The sequence below is a fragment of the Enterococcus sp. SMC-9 genome, assembly GCF_021011285.1.
GTDB classification, from domain to species: Bacteria; Bacillota; Bacilli; order Lactobacillales; family Enterococcaceae; genus Enterococcus_C; species Enterococcus_C montenegrensis.
In genome coordinates, this window is the sequence record NZ_JAILYE010000005.1 from 136,768 (window position 1) to 152,954 (window position 16,187).

Consider the following 16,187-nt stretch of genomic DNA (forward strand, 5'->3'; position numbering starts at 1 on the left):
AGAGGTGACCGAAAGTGGAACAAGTTGTAGAAACAGAATTTTGTTTGTGTCCAAAATTTGAAAAAGCTTTTTCGATTTTGGGGAAAAAATGGAACGGTTTGATTCTCGATGTTTTATTAGAAGATGGGGCCCAGCGTTTTGTTGATTTGGCAAATAAAATTCCCGAAGTAAGTGATCGCGTATTGGTTGAACGTTTGCGGGAGTTAGATGCTGAGGGAATTGTCGCCAAAGAAGATAATTTATATCAATTAACAGCAAAAGGCCATGATTTAGAAACCAGTTTGATTGCAGTTAAAGATTGGGGCAACAAATGGATCGATGCTGCAGAATGCAGTTGATTTTCAGCCAAAAGTTTTGTACACTAATTACAATTGGATAAAAAGCAATGATGGAAACAAGTAATTTGGCTGATTCGGAAAAAGGGAGTCCTGTCATAGACTGAAAGCAGGGGCCGCAATCGAAAAATGAAATTCACTTCCTAGCTTGCTTGGTGAAAGTCAGGCCGGTTGTCTAGCAATCGTTATTAAAATTAAGTGCGTCATATTTTGACGAATTAGGATGGTATCGCGAGACCTCGTTCCTTTAGGGAATGAGGTCTTTTTTTTATCGTTAAAGCCAAAAGTCCAGCTACCGCATTTTAAATTCCAAGTAATGAATGGGGTAAAGTTGAACTTTTTTAATTAAGGAGGAACAAGTATGTCTTTACAAGCCAAATTGGAATCATTGAAAAATGAAACCATGGAAAAAATTGACAACGTCAATGATTTACAGGCGTTAAATCAAATTCGAGTGGAAACACTTGGGAAAAAAGGCCCAATTACAGAAGTTTTGCGGGGAATGAAAGATTTATCGGCAGAAGAACGTCCTAAAGTCGGAAGTTTTGCCAATGAAATTCGCGATGAGTTAACACGCGCACTTGAAGAAAGAAAACAAGTATTAGAAGAAGCTGCACTAACCGCTGCTTTAGCGAAAGAAAGCATCGATGTAACGTTACCAGGACAACAAGTTCAAAAAGGAAATCGTCATGTGTTAACACAAATTATGGAAGAGATTGAAGATATCTTTGTTGGCATGGGCTACCAAGTTGTAGAAGGTTATGAAGTTGAAAGTGACCATTATAACTTTGAACGGATGAATTTACCAAAGGATCATCCAGCCAGAGATATGCAAGACACGTTTTATATTTCAGAAGATATTTTAATCAGAACCCACACTTCGCCAGTACAAGCGCGGACGATGGAAAAACACGATTTTTCTAAAGGACCACTACGCATGATTTCACCAGGAAAAGTTTTCCGTCGGGATACCGATGATGCCACGCATAGCCATCAATTCCATCAAATTGAAGGCTTAGTTGTCGATAAACATGTAACGATGGGAGATTTAAAAGGTACTTTGGAAGTAATGATGCAAAAAATGTTTGGAGAAGATCGTAAAATTCGTTTACGCCCAAGTTATTTTCCTTTCACGGAACCTTCTGTTGAAGTCGATGTTAGTTGTTTTAAATGTGGTGGTGCAGGTTGCAATGTCTGCAAATACACAGGTTGGATCGAAATTCTAGGAGCGGGTATGGTGCATCCTGACGTCTTAAAAATGTCTGGAATTGATCCAGAAGAATATGCTGGGTTTGCATTTGGGATTGGCCCAGATCGTGTCGCAATGTTGCGTTACGGTGTGAATGATATTCGTAACTTCTATCAAAATGACTTGCGCTTTTTAAGTCAATTCAAAGGAGAGTAAAAATTTATGTTAGTTTCTTATAAATGGTTAAATGAATATTTAGACCTTACTCAAATTTCTCCCAAAGAATTAGGAGATAAAATGTCTGTAACCGGCATTGAAGTAGAAGGTATTGAAGTCCCTGCAGCAGGGTTAAAGAAAATTGTCGTAGGGAAAGTAGAAAAGTGTGTTCCGCATCCTAACTCTGATCATTTGTCTATTTGCCAAGTGGATATTGGTGAAGAAGAATTGTCTCAAATTGTTTGTGGTGCACCTAATGTCAAAGAAGGAATTAAGGTTATTGTGGCACTGCCAGGAGCACGGATTGCCGGCAATGTGAAAATTAAAAAAGGAAAAATGCGCGGTGAAGTTTCAAATGGTATGATTTGTTCTTTACAAGAACTAGGTATTTCTGAAAATGTCGTACCAAAAGAATTTGCTGACGGTATTTATTATTTACCACAAGCTGCAGTTGTGGGCGAGTCTGTTTTTCCTTATTTGGATTTAGATGACAGCATCATCGAATTATCTATCACACCAAATCGTGCCGATGCCTTATCTATCAGAGGTGTTGCCTATGAAGTGGGGGCTATTTATAATCAAAAACCGCACTTTGAAAATGAAGAATTGATTGAAGAAAGTACAGCTGCTCGTGACAAAATTAAAGTCGTGGTGACCGATGAAAAAGATGCACCGGCTTATCAAATTCGGATTATAGAAAATGTGAAGATTGCGCCATCACCACAATGGTTGCAAAATCGTTTAATGAATGAAGGTATTCGTCCAATTAATAACGTTGTGGACATTACCAATTACATTTTGCTTTTATTTGGTCAACCGTTACATGCCTTTGACTATGGGAAATTGGATAGTCAAGAGATTTTAGTTCGTCGTGCCAATGAAGAAGAAACGCTTGTGACCTTAGATGGTGAAGAGCGAAAATTAACGCCAGAAAACATCGTGATTACAAATGGGGTAAAACCGGTAGCTTTAGCTGGTGTCATGGGTGGCTTAGATTCTGAAATTACAGAGCAAACAACCACCGTAGCACTAGAAGCGGCACTATTTGATCCATTGTCAATTCGTTTAACATCAAAACAATTCAATTTGCGCAGTGAATCTTCTGCCCGTTTTGAAAAAGGCATTAATAAAGGTGATATTAACGAAGCCTGTGAAGTAGCTGCTGCTATGATTGCTAAACTTGCTGGCGGCACTGTTTTAAAAGATGCTGTAGTTGGGTCAACAGTCGCAGTAAAAGACGAAGAAGTAAAGATTACTTTGGCTAAAATTAATCGTTCGTTGGGAACGAATTTAAGTGTATCAGAAGTAGGTGCAGTTTTTAACGCGTTACAGTTTTCATACACAGAAAGTGATGAAGAATTTTCAGTGACAATCCCACCGCGACGTTGGGATATCCACATTGAAGCAGATATCATTGAAGAAGTTGCCCGTATTTACGGCTATGATAAAATTCCAAGTACCTTGCCAAGTGGTGAGACTGTTGCAGGTGCATTAACCAAAGAACAACTAAAAACACGAGAAGTGCGTAGTGCTTTAGAAGGTGCAGGTGTAACCGAAGCAATTAGTTATGCTTTGACAACAGAAGAAAAATCTCGTCAATTTATGATGCGTGAAAGTAACATTACTCGTTTGGATTGGCCAATGACAGAAGATCGGGCAGTTTTACGCATGAACTTAATCAGCGGTTTACTAGACGATGTTGCCTACAACATGGCCCGTAAAAACGAGCAGATCGCTCTTTATGAAATTGGTCGTGTCTTTTATCAAGACAGTGATCCTTTAAAAAACTTGCCGCTAGAAGAAAATCATGTTGCTTTTGCGTTAGCTGGCTTATGGCAAACCAAAGATTGGCAGCAAGCTGGAAAAAAAGTTGATTTCTTTTTAGCAAAAGGTATTGTTGAAATGCTCCTAATAACTTTAGGTGCCAAAGATATTTCTTACGTGAAAACGTCGGCTATGAAAGAAATGCATCCTGGCCAAACTGCTGAAATTTATTTAGGCGATGATAAGATTGGTTTTGTTGGTCAAGTTCATCCGACAATTGCCAAAGCCTATGATATTGGGGCAACTTTTGTAGCAGAGTTGAACTTAGCTGCGCTATTAGCTGCTGAAAAGACACCACTTGTGTATCAAGCAGTTTCTAAATTCCCGGCAGTAAGTCGCGATATCGCCATGGTAGTAAGTGAAGAGGTTGCCAATCAAGACGTTGTGGCGGCAATTAAAGCTGCTGCTGGCAAGTTTTTAAATAAAGTTACGTTGTTTGATGTATACCAAGGCACAAACATCAAAGCAGGTTCTAAATCATTGGCCTATAGTTTAACATTTGTCAATCCAGAAGCAACCTTGACAGATGAGGAAATTAATAAGGCGATGGAAAAAGTAACGAAAAACTTGACGGAAGAATTAGCAGCGGAAATTCGTTAATTATCGGTTGGAAAAGTTTAGGATTATAAATAAAAAATACGCGGCTCTCATTAGTTTGTCCGATGAGAGCCGCGTATTTTTTAATTCTCTTTAGTGTGGAGGATAAACAGTGGGATTACTAGGACAACTGCTGACACGATAATTGTAGCTGTGCCTAAGCGATTGCCTAAAAGGCTATTTAAAGTAGCGCCAGTAACAAAACTTAAAATAACAATAGCAGTATCATTGAATTTGGCTTTAGCTTTTTTATCGTGATGAATAAAGGCATCCCAAGATGTTTCCCCTAAGGTACGTAAATTTCCCGTCATCATCAAAGAGGTAAAAGGTCCAGCATGAAGTTTACGGAATTCTTGTAACTGCGCAGCCGCAGCAAAAGAAAGTAATGCGCTAGCCAGTTTATCAGAAATATAAGGAGATAAAAAAGCAGTAAGGAGCATTAAAATAATTTCAATAACTAAGACTAATTTTTGCCGACTGCGCAAACTGGTTTCATCTTTTAAGTGATGTTGCAAAAAACGTGTGGCAACACTACCGATAAAAAAAGCACTAATCGGCACAATAAACCGAAGCAATGCTCCAAAATTACCGTGACCTAGATTTAAACCTAATAAAATGAAATTCCCTGTTTGTAGACCTGCAAAAACTTCACCGTGAAAAAGGTAAGTATAGGCATCTAAACCACCAGCTGCGGCGGCTAAAAAAACACCAATGATCAATCGTTCATGTAAAGGATATTCTTTATCCTTCATTTTTATCACCTCATTATCTTTGCCATACATACTAAATTTAGCCCCACTTCGGGCATTTGACAACTGATTTGACTTAGAAAAAATTGGTGAAATAAAAGTGATACGATCTAAATTTGAAAGCAAAAAAGTTCAAAGGAAAAATTAAAATCTGTACTTTTTGCTGAGAAATTTATGCGTCTACAAGGCAAAAAATAAAAAAGGCTTTGCAAAGGTACTTAACTTTTGAACAATAAGAACGAAATATTTAAACATTACGTCGCAAATGTTTAATATTTATTTATTGTAAGTAAAGTGCTTTTGCAAAGCTAGACATGGATAATCTTTTGTAAAACAATTTAACCATGTAGGAATTTTAGATGTTTTTTATAGTACAGTCGACAAAAAGTATTTTAGCTGAAATAAGCAATGCCCATTGCTTCTTTGACTTGCGCTAATGTTTGGGCAGCAACCATTTCTGCTTGTTGGGAGCCTTTTTGCAAAATTTCCATAATAGCAGCAGGGTCTTTTGCTAATTCTTCCCGTTTGGTTCGAATTGGCGCAAATTCTGCTTCTAAAACATCGATCAAATAACGTTTGATTTTGACATCGCCCAAACCGCCGCGACGATAGTTGTCTTTTAATTTTGCAATATATTCTTTATCGGTGCCAAAAACATCTAAATAGGTGAAAACCATATTGCCTTCAACTTGGCCAGGGTCTTCCACATGGATGTGATTGGGATCTGTGTACATACTCATAACTTTCTTTTTGATTACATCGGCAGAATCTGCGATATAAATTCCGTTACCTAAGGATTTACTCATTTTGCCATTGCCGTCAATCCCTGGTAGTCGTCCCATTCCTTTTGGCGGTAAAACAGCTTTTGGTTCAACTAAAACAGGTTTGTAGATATTGTTAAAGCTATGAACAATTTCTTGCGTTTGTTCTAACATTGGTTTTTGGTCCTCGCCAACAGGAACAAGGTTGGCTTTGAAAGCTGTAATATCGGCTGCTTGGGAAACTGGATAAATGAAAAATCCTGTTGGTACACCTTCGCCGAAATTCTTTTGCTCGATTTCACTTTTGACTGTTGGGTTACGACGGACCCGTCCAACAGAAACGAGATTCAAAAAGTACATGGTTAGTTCTGCTAATTGCGGAATTTGCGATTGGATAAAAAGGGTTGTCTTACTTGGATCTAAACCTACGGCCAAATAATCCAAGGCCACTTCCAAAACATTGGAAGAAACTTTTTCTGGATTTTTAGCATTATCCGTTAAAGCCTGCATATCTGCAATCATGATATAAAGTTCGTTGTTGGGATCTGCTTGCATTTCCACGCGTTTTTTTAATGAACCGACATAATGGCCTAAGTGTAATCTGCCAGTGGGGCGATCCCCTGTTAAAATGGTATTTTTCAAGAGTTGTCACCTTTTTCTAAATTCTATTCTCACATATGTCAGTGTACCTTTTTTTAAACTTTCCGGCAACTGCCAAAAAGGCAAATAACTGGAAATTGAAAAGTAAAACTGGGAAAATAAGAAAATAGCTGAAAAGTAGTTTTTTTAGAATTGGAAAACGCATACAACTTACATCTCTATGTCAGAAAAGTTCTCAAAATTCTCCGTTGTTATTGTCAGAAAAGTTAGTCAATTCTAATTTTTTTTGCGAAAAAACTTTACAAACGTTTTTTAATTTGCTTATAATACTACTTAAACTAAAACATCAATAGATTTTAAACTTAAAACAGGAGTGACGCCAATGTCTATGATCGAATTTCAAAACGTGGAAAAATACTACGGTAAATTCCATGCGCTAAAAAATATTAATTTAAATTTCGAAAAAGGTGAAGTAGTCGTGGTTATCGGACCTTCTGGCTCAGGAAAAAGTACGATGCTGCGCTGTATCAACGGTTTAGAACGTATTTCTTCTGGTCATTTATTGATAAATGACCACGATCTTTACAGCAAAAATAGTAAACTGACAGAAATCAGAAAAAATATCGGGATGGTTTTTCAACACTTTAATTTATATCCCAACAAGACAGTGTTAGAAAATATTACATTAGCCCCCATTAAAGTTTTGAAACAAAATGAACAAGATGCCATCGCCCTTGCAGAACGCTTGTTAGATCGTGTCGGAATGCTAGATAAAAAGGATTCTTATCCGTCAATGTTATCTGGCGGACAACAACAACGTGTTGCTATTGCCCGTGGTCTTGCAATGCAGCCACAAATGCTTTTGTTTGATGAACCAACCTCAGCATTGGATCCAGAAATGATTGGTGATGTGCTAAATGTCATGAAAAAAATCGCCAAAGATGGAATGTCCATGATTGTAGTTACCCATGAAATGGGCTTTGCCAAAGAAGTGGCTGACCGGGTCGTCTTCATGGCTGATGGTGAAGTGGTTGAAGAAAGTCGCGACGTTGAGAACTTCTTTAATAATCCGAAAACGGACCGAGCAAAACAATTTATCAGTAAAGTTATCAATCATTAATATTGTTTTGGTTTTGTTTGTTTTGCAATCGTAAGGATCGGAGGAAAGTTAATGAAAAAAATCTTTTCATTTGTGTTTGGGCTTGCAGCAGTACTGCTTATATTAAGTGGTTGTGGAAAGAGCGTTGCAGACCAAGATATTTCAAAAGTTAGTAAAGAAAACAACCAGATTATTTGGGGTGTAAAATACGATACTCGTCTGTTTGGTATGATGGATGTCACGACCAATGAAGTAAAGGGGTTTGATATTGATATTGCCAGAGCTATCACAGAAAAAATTCTTGGACGGGACGGCAATGCAATTTTTGTGGAAGTAACTTCTAAAACTCGGATTCCCTTGTTAAAAAACGGAAACATCGATGCGATTATTGCTACTATGACGATTACAGAAGAACGTAAAAAACAAGTGAATTTTTCCCAAGTCTATTTTGATGCTGGCCAATCTTTACTGGTACCAAAAGATAGTAAAATTACCGGAGTGGATAGTTTAACTGGTGATGATACAGTACTAGCAGTTAAAGGTTCCACGTCTGCCGTGAATATTCGGCAACATGCTCCAGATGCTAAAATTTTGGAGTTGGAAAATTATGCCGAAGCTTTCACTGCTTTACAGTCAGGACAAGGCGATGCCATGACGACTGATAATGCTATCTTGTTGGGGATGGCCTCTGAAAATAAAAACTATAAATTAACGGGTAGTACATTTACAGAAGAACCATATGGTATTGCCATTAATAAAGGTCAAGACAACTTTTTAAAAGAAGTAAATAAAGCACTAGATGAAATGCATCAAGATGGCACGTATGATGAAATTTATAGCAAGTGGTTCCCAAATGACAACACTGGGAAAGTAAAATAAAGGAGGCCAGTTATGCTGACATTATTTCAAGAATACAGCGGTATGTTTTTTGAAGGGTTCAAATTTACAATTTATTCCAGTATAATTGCCCTTTTCTTTAGCCTGATTATCGGTACGTTAATGGCAATTTTACAATTGTCCAGCAATCGCGTGATAAAATTTTTGGCACAGGCTTATGTTGAGTTTTTCCGGAATATTCCATTATTGATTATTGCGATGTTTTTCTTTGTCGTAGTTCCGCTATATTGGGTGCAAATTGATGGATTTCAAGCCGGAACGATTGGTTTGATTATTTATACATCAGCTTTTATTGCCGAAACGGTACGTTCTGGTATTCAAACGGTGCCAAGCGGACAGACAGAAGCGGGACTTTCACAAGGCCTAACTTATAGTCAAACGATGCGCTACATTGTGTTACCACAAGCTTTTAAAATCGTAGTGCCGCCATTAGGCAATCAGTTTATTAATTTAGTGAAAAACTCTTCTGTTTTGGCAATGGTAGCTGGTCTTGATTTGATGTATCAAGGGGACTTGATTGCCAGCACGACGTTTAATACTTTTGATACGTATATCATTGTTGCACTATTTTATTTGGTTTTAACATTGCCACTTTCATACTTAATGAATCACTTAGAGAAAAAATGGGCTATAACAGGCTAGAAAGGAGCGGATTAAATGAACTTTTTTGATGCATTTTCATTTGTTAATATGCGTTTTTTAATGGATGGGTTACGAGTAACGGTTGAAGTTTCGGTGTTATCGATTATTTTTAGCTTTATTGTTGGTGGCTTTATCGGCGTGATTCGTTTTAGTAATATCCCATTTTTATCCAAAATTTTGGGGATAGTGATTGATGTTATTCGAAATTTACCGTTGTTACTCATTATTTTCTTCACGTATTTTGCTTTGCCGCAAATTGGTATCCGCTTTGATATTTTCTGGTCAGCTGTGGTGGCGTTGACTATTTTTGAATCTGCGATGCTGTCAGAGGTTTTTCGGGCGGGGTTAAATGCAGTTCCAAAAGGTCAGATGGAAGCAGGGTTATCCACCGGTCTAACCTATGTTGAGACAATGCGGTCGATTGTTATTCCTCAGGCGTTCAAATCAATGATCCCTGCAATTGTTAGTCAGTTAATTTCTTTGATTAAAGATACTTCCTTGGCCGTAATTATTTCATTACCTGAGCTGACACATAATGCTAAGATTATTTACGGTCAAAATGAAAATTATGTTTTACCAATGTTCTTGGCGATGACAATTGCATATTTTATCGTCTGTTACGCATTGTCCCTTGTTTCAAAATATTTGGAAACAAGACAATATAATTATTAAGTCTTCATTGCCAGTCTTTTTTTCTTAAGTGAACTTTAACGCTTAAGAAAAGAAGACTGGATTTTTTGTCGCAAAATAAGTTGCTGCTATTTTTAGAAAACTTAAATGGCTTTTTGGCGGGCAAAGAGACAGGACTTGAAAAAAAACTTAAAAAAAGCGAAAATAGAGACATTGGAATGAAATAAACCAGTTTGAAATATCTTGCTTATTTCAAACATCAAAGGATGAAGAGTATGGGAAATAAGCACGCAATCGGTCTAATTGATTCCGGTGTGGGCGGATTGACCGTTTTAAAAGAAGCATTAAAACAATTACCAAATGAAAACTTGATTTATCTTGGTGACACCGCGCGTTGTCCTTATGGTCCAAGGCCCGCTGATCAGGTAATTGAATTTACAAGACAGATGACACAATTTTTGGTTCAAAAAAATATCAAATTACTCGTAATTGCTTGTAACACCGCTACTGCGGTTGCTTTAGATGTTATTCGCCAAGAAATCGCTATTCCAGTAGTCGGTGTTATTCTACCGGGAACTAGGGCGGCTGTGAAAACTACCCAAAATCATCAGGTTGCTGTGATTGGAACAGAAGGAACCATTAAAAGTGCTTCTTATCAAAAGGCAATTCAAAGCAAAATGCCAAATGTTAAAGTATATAGTTTAGCTTGTCCCAAATTTGTCTCCTTGGTGGAAAGTAATCAATTTTTATCACCAGTAGCAAAAAAAGTGGTCGCTGAAACATTATTACCTTTGCAATATAGCGGGATGGATACTTTAATTTTAGGCTGTACACATTATCCTTTATTGCGGCCGATTATTCAAAACGTGGTGGGCAGTCAGGTGAATTTAATTGACTCTGGTGCGGAAACAGTAGGAGAAGTTAGTGTTTTGTTAGATTATTTTGAAATTGCCAATAGCATTGACAATAAAACGCCAAACTATGAATTTTATACGACGGGTTCAACTAAAATGTTTGATGAGATTGCCAATGAATGGTTAGACAATATTTCGGTAAAATCAAAACATGTAGATTTAGAAAGGGATTAATAAAATGAGACATGACGGACGTGGGGTACAACAAATTCGCCCCGTAACAATTAAAACCAATGTATTTAAACATCCAGAAGGTTCAGTGATGATTTCATTTGGTGATACACAAGTTGTATGTTCTGCCACAATTGAAGAGCGAGTGCCACCTTTTTTAAAAGGTACTGGCAAAGGTTGGGTAAATGCGGAATATAGTATGTTGCCTCGCGCGACCCAAACTCGCAATCGCCGTGAAAGTGCCAAAGGCAAACTTTCTGGTCGAACGATGGAAATTCAACGTCTCATTGCCCGTTCGTTACGTGCGGTTGTGGATTTAGAAAAGCTGGGAGAACGGAGTATTATCGTTGACTGTGACGTTTTACAAGCCGATGGCGGCACTAGAACCACAAGTATTACGGGTGCCTTTGTTGCTTTACGTCTAGCAGTAAATAAGCTGCTTCAAAAAAATGAACTAATGGAAGATCCGATTAAAGAACATTTAGCTGCAATTAGCGTGGGCATTTTAGCCGATGGCACTTGTGTCACAGACTTGGATTATAGTGAAGATTTTAAAGCTTGTGTTGATATGAATGTTGTGATGACAGAAAGTGGGCAATTTGTCGAGCTACAAGGAACCGGTGAAGAAAGTACTTTTAACGGTGAAGAATTAAATGAAATGCTAGTTTATGCAAAACAGGCAATTCATGATTTGGTTGCCTTTCAAAAAGAAGCGCTATTAGGAAACGCTGAACTTGAAAATGTCCTTGCAAAAGACGATGCCAAATCAATTGTAATTGCCACTAAAAATCCCGGTAAAGCAAAGGAATTTGAAGCCCTTTTTAGCGACTATCAAGTTAAAACATTATTAGACTACCCGGAAATTCCTGAAGTAGAAGAAACCGGGCACACTTTTGAAGAAAATGCGCGATTAAAGGCTGAAACAATTGCGCAATTATTAAATCGCCCTGTGCTAGCAGATGATTCTGGCTTAGCAGTCGACTCTTTAAATGGTATGCCAGGTGTCTATTCAGCTCGTTTTGCCGGTGAAATGAAAAGCGATGCAGCCAACAATGCTAAATTGTTACATGAATTAACCAATGTTCCCGATGAAGATAGAAATGCGCATTTTCACTGCACGTTGGTTTTTGCTGCCCCTAAAAAAGAAAGTCTTGTCGTTTCGGCTGACTGGCCAGGGAAAATTGGTCGAATTCCAAGAGGCGATCATGGCTTTGGTTATGACCCGCTATTTATTCCTCAAGGGATGAAAAAGACAGCTGCCGAATTAAGTGCTGCTGAAAAAAATGCGATTAGTCATCGTGGGCAAGCACTGAAAAAATTGCAAAAGAGTTGGCAGACATGGTTAGAAGGATAAAAAATCTTTTTAAAGTTTTTCAAAACAAACAAGAGGAGCGCAATATGAAATATTTAGTAGTCAGTGATAATCACGGGGATCGTGAAATTTTAGTTGATATTTTGCAGCGTCGCCGTGATGAAGTGGATTATTTCTTTCATTGTGGGGATTCAGAGTTACCAAGTAATGATGAATTGTTTCAAATTTACAATGTCGTGACAGGCAACTGTGATTTTGATCCTGGTTTTAAGTCCCGTTTAGTTATGAAGACACCCCTAGACACGATTTATATGACCCACGGACATTTATCTAATGTTCGCTTTGGCTTAACCCAGATTTCTTTAGAGGCTAAAGCCGAAAATGCTGATATTTGCCTTTTTGGTCATACGCATCAAATTGGTTGCGAAGCAGTTAAGGGATGTTTGTATTTGAATCCGGGCAGTATCTCACAACCAAGAGGTCCCATTCAAATTCAAAGCTATGCGATTATCGAAAGTTCAGCTGATAGTTGGGAAGTGCAATATTACGACCGCACCCATGCAGCCGTTAGTGATTTGCATTTCCACTTTAAAAAGTAATCTGTAAGATTTTCATAAGGCGCGTAAGACAAGATGTTTCCCCTTACAATTTTTTGTACAATAAGGTTGTATGTTGGGTGGAAATGGAGGCAATCAATTTGATAGGAACCACTGTCCAAGAACTTTTGTTAGAAAATCAAGATAATTTTTTAGTACCAGCAGAAAACGTTGCATCTTTAATGTATTCCAATCCGTTAGATCACGCATTGTTAGTTTTATCAAAAGTCGGCTATTCAAAAATTCCAGTTTTAGATAAAGATGATCGCTTTGTCGGTTTAATCGGCTTAAATGATATAGTCGGAAAAATGATTGATTTAAGAAGAATTGATACCGATAATCTAGCAGGGTTAACGGTGGCAGACGTGATGGAAATTGGCGTAGATTATGCCAGAGAAGATGCTGATCTAGAAGATATTTTACATCTCTTAGTGAATAATGCTTTTTTACCAATTGTAAACAGTGAACGCATTTTTGTGGGAATTATTACCCGCAAAGAAGTTTTAAAAGCTACGAATCATTTGGTTCATGAACTAGAAAAGCGATATGAATTGGTGGATAAGACAGAAAAAAAGAAAGATAAACTCTTTGTCATTTAAAGACGGAAAGTTAAAAATAACCCGTCAACAATGTCTGATTAGGCATTGTTGACGGGTTATTTGTTTTAAAAACGTAGTTAGAATCGATTAATTTGAAACTTATTTTGCTGCAGGTAAAATTGGTGTTGCTGGAATGGATAGGTCAGCTGCATTTAATTCATTAATGGCGGCTGTTAACAGATCTTCTTTTATTTTGAACTGTTGGCCATTTAAGACATAAAAAGTAGTGCGAATCGCATAATTACTATTGCCTAAATCAACCAAGCCGAAAATAGTGGGTTCAGTTTGAATTTCTTCTTGATAGGTTTTTGCAATTTGATCATTGGCACGTTTTATAGCAGTTTTGATTTTATCTAAGCCTTCGTTGGGGTCAATTCGAACATCGACAATGACTTGCATATTAGAGCGGGAATTATTACTGATGGTAGTAATATTACGGTTGGGAATAAAGTGAACAGTCCCATTAGCCGAGCGTAGTTCTAACGTGCGAATGCCGACAGAAGTAACCGTTCCTTCAATAGCTAAATTACTTAAAATAATATAGTCGCCTACATCAATTTGCTGTTCCATGATGATGAAAAAACCGGTAATAATATCATTCATGAAGCCCTGTGCCCCAAGCCCAATAGCTAAACCGGCAATTCCTGCCCCGGCTAGTAGTGAGCCAACAGGAACACCAAGAGTAGAAAGTAGGGAATAGATGAAGAAAAAGCCTAATGTGTAATGAATGACATTGCGGATTAAAGTATTCAATGTATTCATCCGGCTTTCGCTGAATTTTTGTCTTTTTTGATAGGATTGATAGCTGCGTTCTACTAAAAAATCACAAAGACGCAATAAGACGCTAAATAAAATGATCAAAAAGATAATCATTAGTCCTTTTGAAATGAGCAATCCGGTGACATTCTCCCAATTGATAGTTCCCCACCAACGTTGAAAAGCATTCAATTGTCGGACTGCTGGCTCTGTAATACCTGAACTGGTAGAGTCGGTTGTTTGTGCTGCAATGTGTAACATCAAAATCCTCCCTTAAAATCCGTTGTTCCGATTCTAATAAATCTTCTGCACTATTTATCTTAACAAAAAGAGCATAAAAAAACTGCCAATTTGCTGGCAGTTTTTTAATTTTTTAATTGTTTGGCTTGGTTATTCCAAAAGCGTTCTTTAGACATCGTCTGTTTGTTGCAAATAAGACGCGGGAGCTTTAAAGCCGTATACATTTCCCAAAATATATTTGGCAATATGCAACGTACGGTCACTGCTTCGTTCTAGGTTTGAACTGATATCAATAAACAAAACACTATCAGCAGCCCGGCCATCGCCTTTACTCATTAAACGGAAATATTTTTTCCGCAATAGGTCAACTAACTCATTTACTTCTTTTTCCCGTGAAAGAATTTTAGTTGCAAGGTTGTGGTCGTCAGTCTCCAAAACGAAAAGTGCATCGCGAATATTTTTTAAAACTTTATCAAACAATGAAATTAAATCTTCATCATATAAAATGAGTGTAGTGCGCGTAGTTTTCATACCGTTGCCATTGCGTTTTTCCTTATTCCGCTGCTTTTGTTCCAATTGACAAGCTTCTTCAATAAAACCGATGATATTTTTACAGTGGTCCCCGATCCGCTCGAAGTCTTTGGTAAATTCTAGCAACATTGCTTGTTCTTGGCTTTCTGTTTGTGAAAGTTCTACAGTGGCAGTTTTAGCCAAGTAGTCGGTTAATTCAACGTCAAATTGATTGATGGCCTCCTCATATTGTAAAACATCATCTTTTTTGTCGTCTGTTGGTTTAATGTAGAAATCCTTGGTGGCAGAAAGTGCCCGAAGTGCATAATTTCCCATTTGAATAACTTCGTTTGAAGCTTGACGCAGTGCAATGCTTGGTGAGGTATATAAAAAGTCTTCGTTTAATTCCACGGCACGAATATCCAAAGATTTATCGGTACCAGGAATAATTTTTTTGACTAACATTTCAATTTGAGGGATAAACCAAAATTGAATGGCTAAGTTTGAAATATTAAAAAGTCCGTGGGCAAAGGCGATTTGCATGCTTGGGTTCAAGTTTAAAACATCTGTCATCATAATAACTACGTGTGTAAAAGGGGTTAGCAGTAAGGTGAATATCACTGCTCCCACCAGATTAAAGACTACGTGGGCTCCGGCAGTTCGCTTGGCAGCAATACTAGCGCCTAACGCAGCAATAACTGCGGTAATCGTAGTCCCGATATTATCGCCAAATAAAATTGGGAGTGCAGCCCCCAAAGCTAAGCTGTTTTGGGCATAAAGTTGTTGCAAAATTCCAATGGTGGCACTAGAACTCTGTAAAACCATTGTTAAAAGCGTTCCAATCCCAACACCTAAAATAGGATGATGAGAAACACCAATCATCAAGTCGTTAAATTGGGGTAAGTCTTTTAATGGTTCCATACTGGTGCCCATTAATTTAAGGCCAAAAAATAAACAACCAAAACCAAATAAAATTTGACCGATATTTTGAAACAATTTTCGTTTGGTAAAAAATAAAAGAATGGCACCAATCCCAATGATAGGCAAGGCGTAGGCACTTAAATTAAACCCAATTATAAAGGCGGTTACCGTCGTTCCAACGTTGGCTCCCATAATGACCCCAATTGCTTGGCGCAACGTCATAAACCCAGCGCTAACTAGCCCGACTGTTAAAACTGTCGTGCCAGAGCTACTTTGAATTAGTCCTGTGACAATAATACCCGCTAAAACAGCCCGTAAAGGTGTTGAAGTGAATTTATTTAAAACTTCTCGAAGCCTGTCACCGGCGGCTTTTTGCAGACCATCTCCCATATATTTAATCCCAAATAGGAAAATTCCCAGACCACCTAAAAAGCTAAAGAGCATTTCTTGATACGACATACAATTTCCTCCAGCAAATATTTTAACCAATTAAAGTCAGCATAGCGAAAATACGAAAGGATGTAAACGATTTTTTTGTATAATAACAAAATCAGTTGTTACTAAAAACGACGACACATTCAGTTAAAAGAAATAAGGGATAAATGTAATAAAAGTTAATTTACGTATAT

15 protein-coding genes and 1 other annotated feature are annotated in these 16,187 nt (G+C 37.6%); of the genes, 11 read left to right on the top strand and 4 right to left on the bottom strand.

The window, feature by feature from the left end; translation table 11 throughout:
- Positions 1-14 precede the first annotated feature (14 nt).
- The 3 genes from K4422_RS08970 to pheT all read left to right on the top strand — a co-directional run bounded on the left by K4422_RS08970 (position 15) and on the right by pheT (position 4,164).
- A complete protein-coding gene (locus K4422_RS08970; RefSeq protein WP_206902693.1) occupies positions 15-338 on the top strand; it encodes a winged helix-turn-helix transcriptional regulator in 324 nt (107 codons plus the stop codon).
- A gap of 38 nt (positions 339-376) precedes the next feature.
- Positions 377-585: a binding site (T-box leader), on the top strand.
- A gap of 111 nt (positions 586-696) precedes the next feature.
- On the top strand, positions 697-1,740 hold the full coding sequence (gene pheS / locus K4422_RS08975; protein ID WP_206902694.1) for a phenylalanine--tRNA ligase subunit alpha: 1,044 nt from the start codon (positions 697-699) through the stop codon (positions 1,738-1,740).
- A gap of 6 nt (positions 1,741-1,746) precedes the next feature.
- On the top strand, positions 1,747-4,164 hold the full coding sequence (pheT, locus tag K4422_RS08980; protein ID WP_230710718.1) for a phenylalanine--tRNA ligase subunit beta: 2,418 nt from the start codon (positions 1,747-1,749) through the stop codon (positions 4,162-4,164).
- Between the two features lie 80 nt (positions 4,165-4,244).
- Here pheT and K4422_RS08985 read toward each other — a convergent pair whose 3' ends face one another.
- Both K4422_RS08985 and trpS read right to left on the bottom strand, forming a co-directional pair.
- Complete coding sequence (locus K4422_RS08985; protein ID WP_230710721.1) at positions 4,245-4,913, bottom strand: YoaK family protein; 669 nt, start codon at positions 4,911-4,913, stop codon at positions 4,245-4,247.
- A 389-nt stretch (positions 4,914-5,302) separates the two neighbouring features.
- A complete protein-coding gene (gene trpS / locus K4422_RS08990; RefSeq protein ID WP_206902697.1) occupies positions 5,303-6,313 on the bottom strand; it encodes a tryptophan--tRNA ligase in 1,011 nt (336 codons plus the stop codon).
- 340 nt (positions 6,314-6,653) lie between these two features.
- Between trpS and K4422_RS08995 the strand changes: the two genes are divergently transcribed.
- The 8 genes from K4422_RS08995 (at position 6,654) to cbpB (ending at position 13,131) form a co-directional block, all read left to right on the top strand.
- Positions 6,654-7,391, top strand: coding sequence for an amino acid ABC transporter ATP-binding protein (locus K4422_RS08995; protein WP_277988633.1), 738 nt, complete (start codon positions 6,654-6,656; stop codon positions 7,389-7,391).
- A 51-nt stretch (positions 7,392-7,442) separates the two neighbouring features.
- Entirely contained in the window at positions 7,443-8,249 is an 807-nt protein-coding gene (locus tag K4422_RS09000; protein WP_206902698.1) for a transporter substrate-binding domain-containing protein, read from the top strand.
- Between the two features lie 12 nt (positions 8,250-8,261).
- Entirely contained in the window at positions 8,262-8,909 is a 648-nt protein-coding gene (locus K4422_RS09005) for an amino acid ABC transporter permease (RefSeq protein WP_206902699.1), read from the top strand.
- 15 nt (positions 8,910-8,924) lie between these two features.
- Positions 8,925-9,581 (top strand): amino acid ABC transporter permease, encoded by a 657-nt coding sequence (locus K4422_RS09010; protein WP_206902700.1) that lies wholly within the window; start codon positions 8,925-8,927, stop codon positions 9,579-9,581.
- A gap of 233 nt (positions 9,582-9,814) precedes the next feature.
- Complete coding sequence (gene racE / locus K4422_RS09015; protein WP_230710723.1) at positions 9,815-10,627, top strand: glutamate racemase; 813 nt, start codon at positions 9,815-9,817, stop codon at positions 10,625-10,627.
- A gap of 4 nt (positions 10,628-10,631) precedes the next feature.
- A complete protein-coding gene (gene rph, locus K4422_RS09020; protein ID WP_230710724.1) occupies positions 10,632-11,978 on the top strand; it encodes a ribonuclease PH in 1,347 nt (448 codons plus the stop codon).
- 44 nt (positions 11,979-12,022) lie between these two features.
- The gene (locus tag K4422_RS09025; protein WP_230710726.1) at positions 12,023-12,535 is read left to right on the top strand and encodes a metallophosphoesterase; all 513 of its coding nucleotides are present in this window, start codon (positions 12,023-12,025) and stop codon (positions 12,533-12,535) included.
- A 98-nt stretch (positions 12,536-12,633) separates the two neighbouring features.
- Entirely contained in the window at positions 12,634-13,131 is a 498-nt protein-coding gene (cbpB, locus tag K4422_RS09030; RefSeq protein ID WP_206902704.1) for a cyclic-di-AMP-binding protein CbpB, read from the top strand.
- 99 nt (positions 13,132-13,230) lie between these two features.
- On the opposite strand, the gene K4422_RS09035 is transcribed toward cbpB, so the two are convergent.
- Both K4422_RS09035 and K4422_RS09040 read right to left on the bottom strand, forming a co-directional pair.
- Positions 13,231-14,148, bottom strand: coding sequence for a mechanosensitive ion channel family protein (locus K4422_RS09035; protein ID WP_206902705.1), 918 nt, complete (start codon positions 14,146-14,148; stop codon positions 13,231-13,233).
- A gap of 147 nt (positions 14,149-14,295) precedes the next feature.
- Positions 14,296-16,017, bottom strand: a complete 1,722-nt coding sequence (locus K4422_RS09040; protein WP_206902706.1) for a Na/Pi cotransporter family protein — start codon at positions 16,015-16,017, stop codon at positions 14,296-14,298.
- Between the last annotated feature and the right edge of the window lie 170 nt (positions 16,018-16,187).

Coding starts and splice junctions, on each gene's coding strand:
- K4422_RS09000 (WP_206902698.1), top strand. CDS start 7,443: ATGAAAAAAATCTTTTCATTTGTGTTTGGGCTTGCAGCAGTACTGCTT.
- K4422_RS09035 (WP_206902705.1), bottom strand. CDS start 14,148: ATGTTACACATTGCAGCACAAACAACCGACTCTACCAGTTCAGGTATT.
- rph (WP_230710724.1), top strand. CDS start 10,632: ATGAGACATGACGGACGTGGGGTACAACAAATTCGCCCCGTAACAATT.
- K4422_RS09040 (WP_206902706.1), bottom strand. CDS start 16,017: ATGTCGTATCAAGAAATGCTCTTTAGCTTTTTAGGTGGTCTGGGAATT.
- K4422_RS08995 (WP_277988633.1), top strand. CDS start 6,654: ATGTCTATGATCGAATTTCAAAACGTGGAAAAATACTACGGTAAATTC.
- K4422_RS09010 (WP_206902700.1), top strand. CDS start 8,925: ATGAACTTTTTTGATGCATTTTCATTTGTTAATATGCGTTTTTTAATG.
- racE (WP_230710723.1), top strand. CDS start 9,815: ATGGGAAATAAGCACGCAATCGGTCTAATTGATTCCGGTGTGGGCGGA.
- K4422_RS09025 (WP_230710726.1), top strand. CDS start 12,023: ATGAAATATTTAGTAGTCAGTGATAATCACGGGGATCGTGAAATTTTA.
- pheS (WP_206902694.1), top strand. CDS start 697: ATGTCTTTACAAGCCAAATTGGAATCATTGAAAAATGAAACCATGGAA.
- K4422_RS09005 (WP_206902699.1), top strand. CDS start 8,262: ATGCTGACATTATTTCAAGAATACAGCGGTATGTTTTTTGAAGGGTTC.
- K4422_RS08985 (WP_230710721.1), bottom strand. CDS start 4,913: ATGAAGGATAAAGAATATCCTTTACATGAACGATTGATCATTGGTGTT.
- pheT (WP_230710718.1), top strand. CDS start 1,747: ATGTTAGTTTCTTATAAATGGTTAAATGAATATTTAGACCTTACTCAA.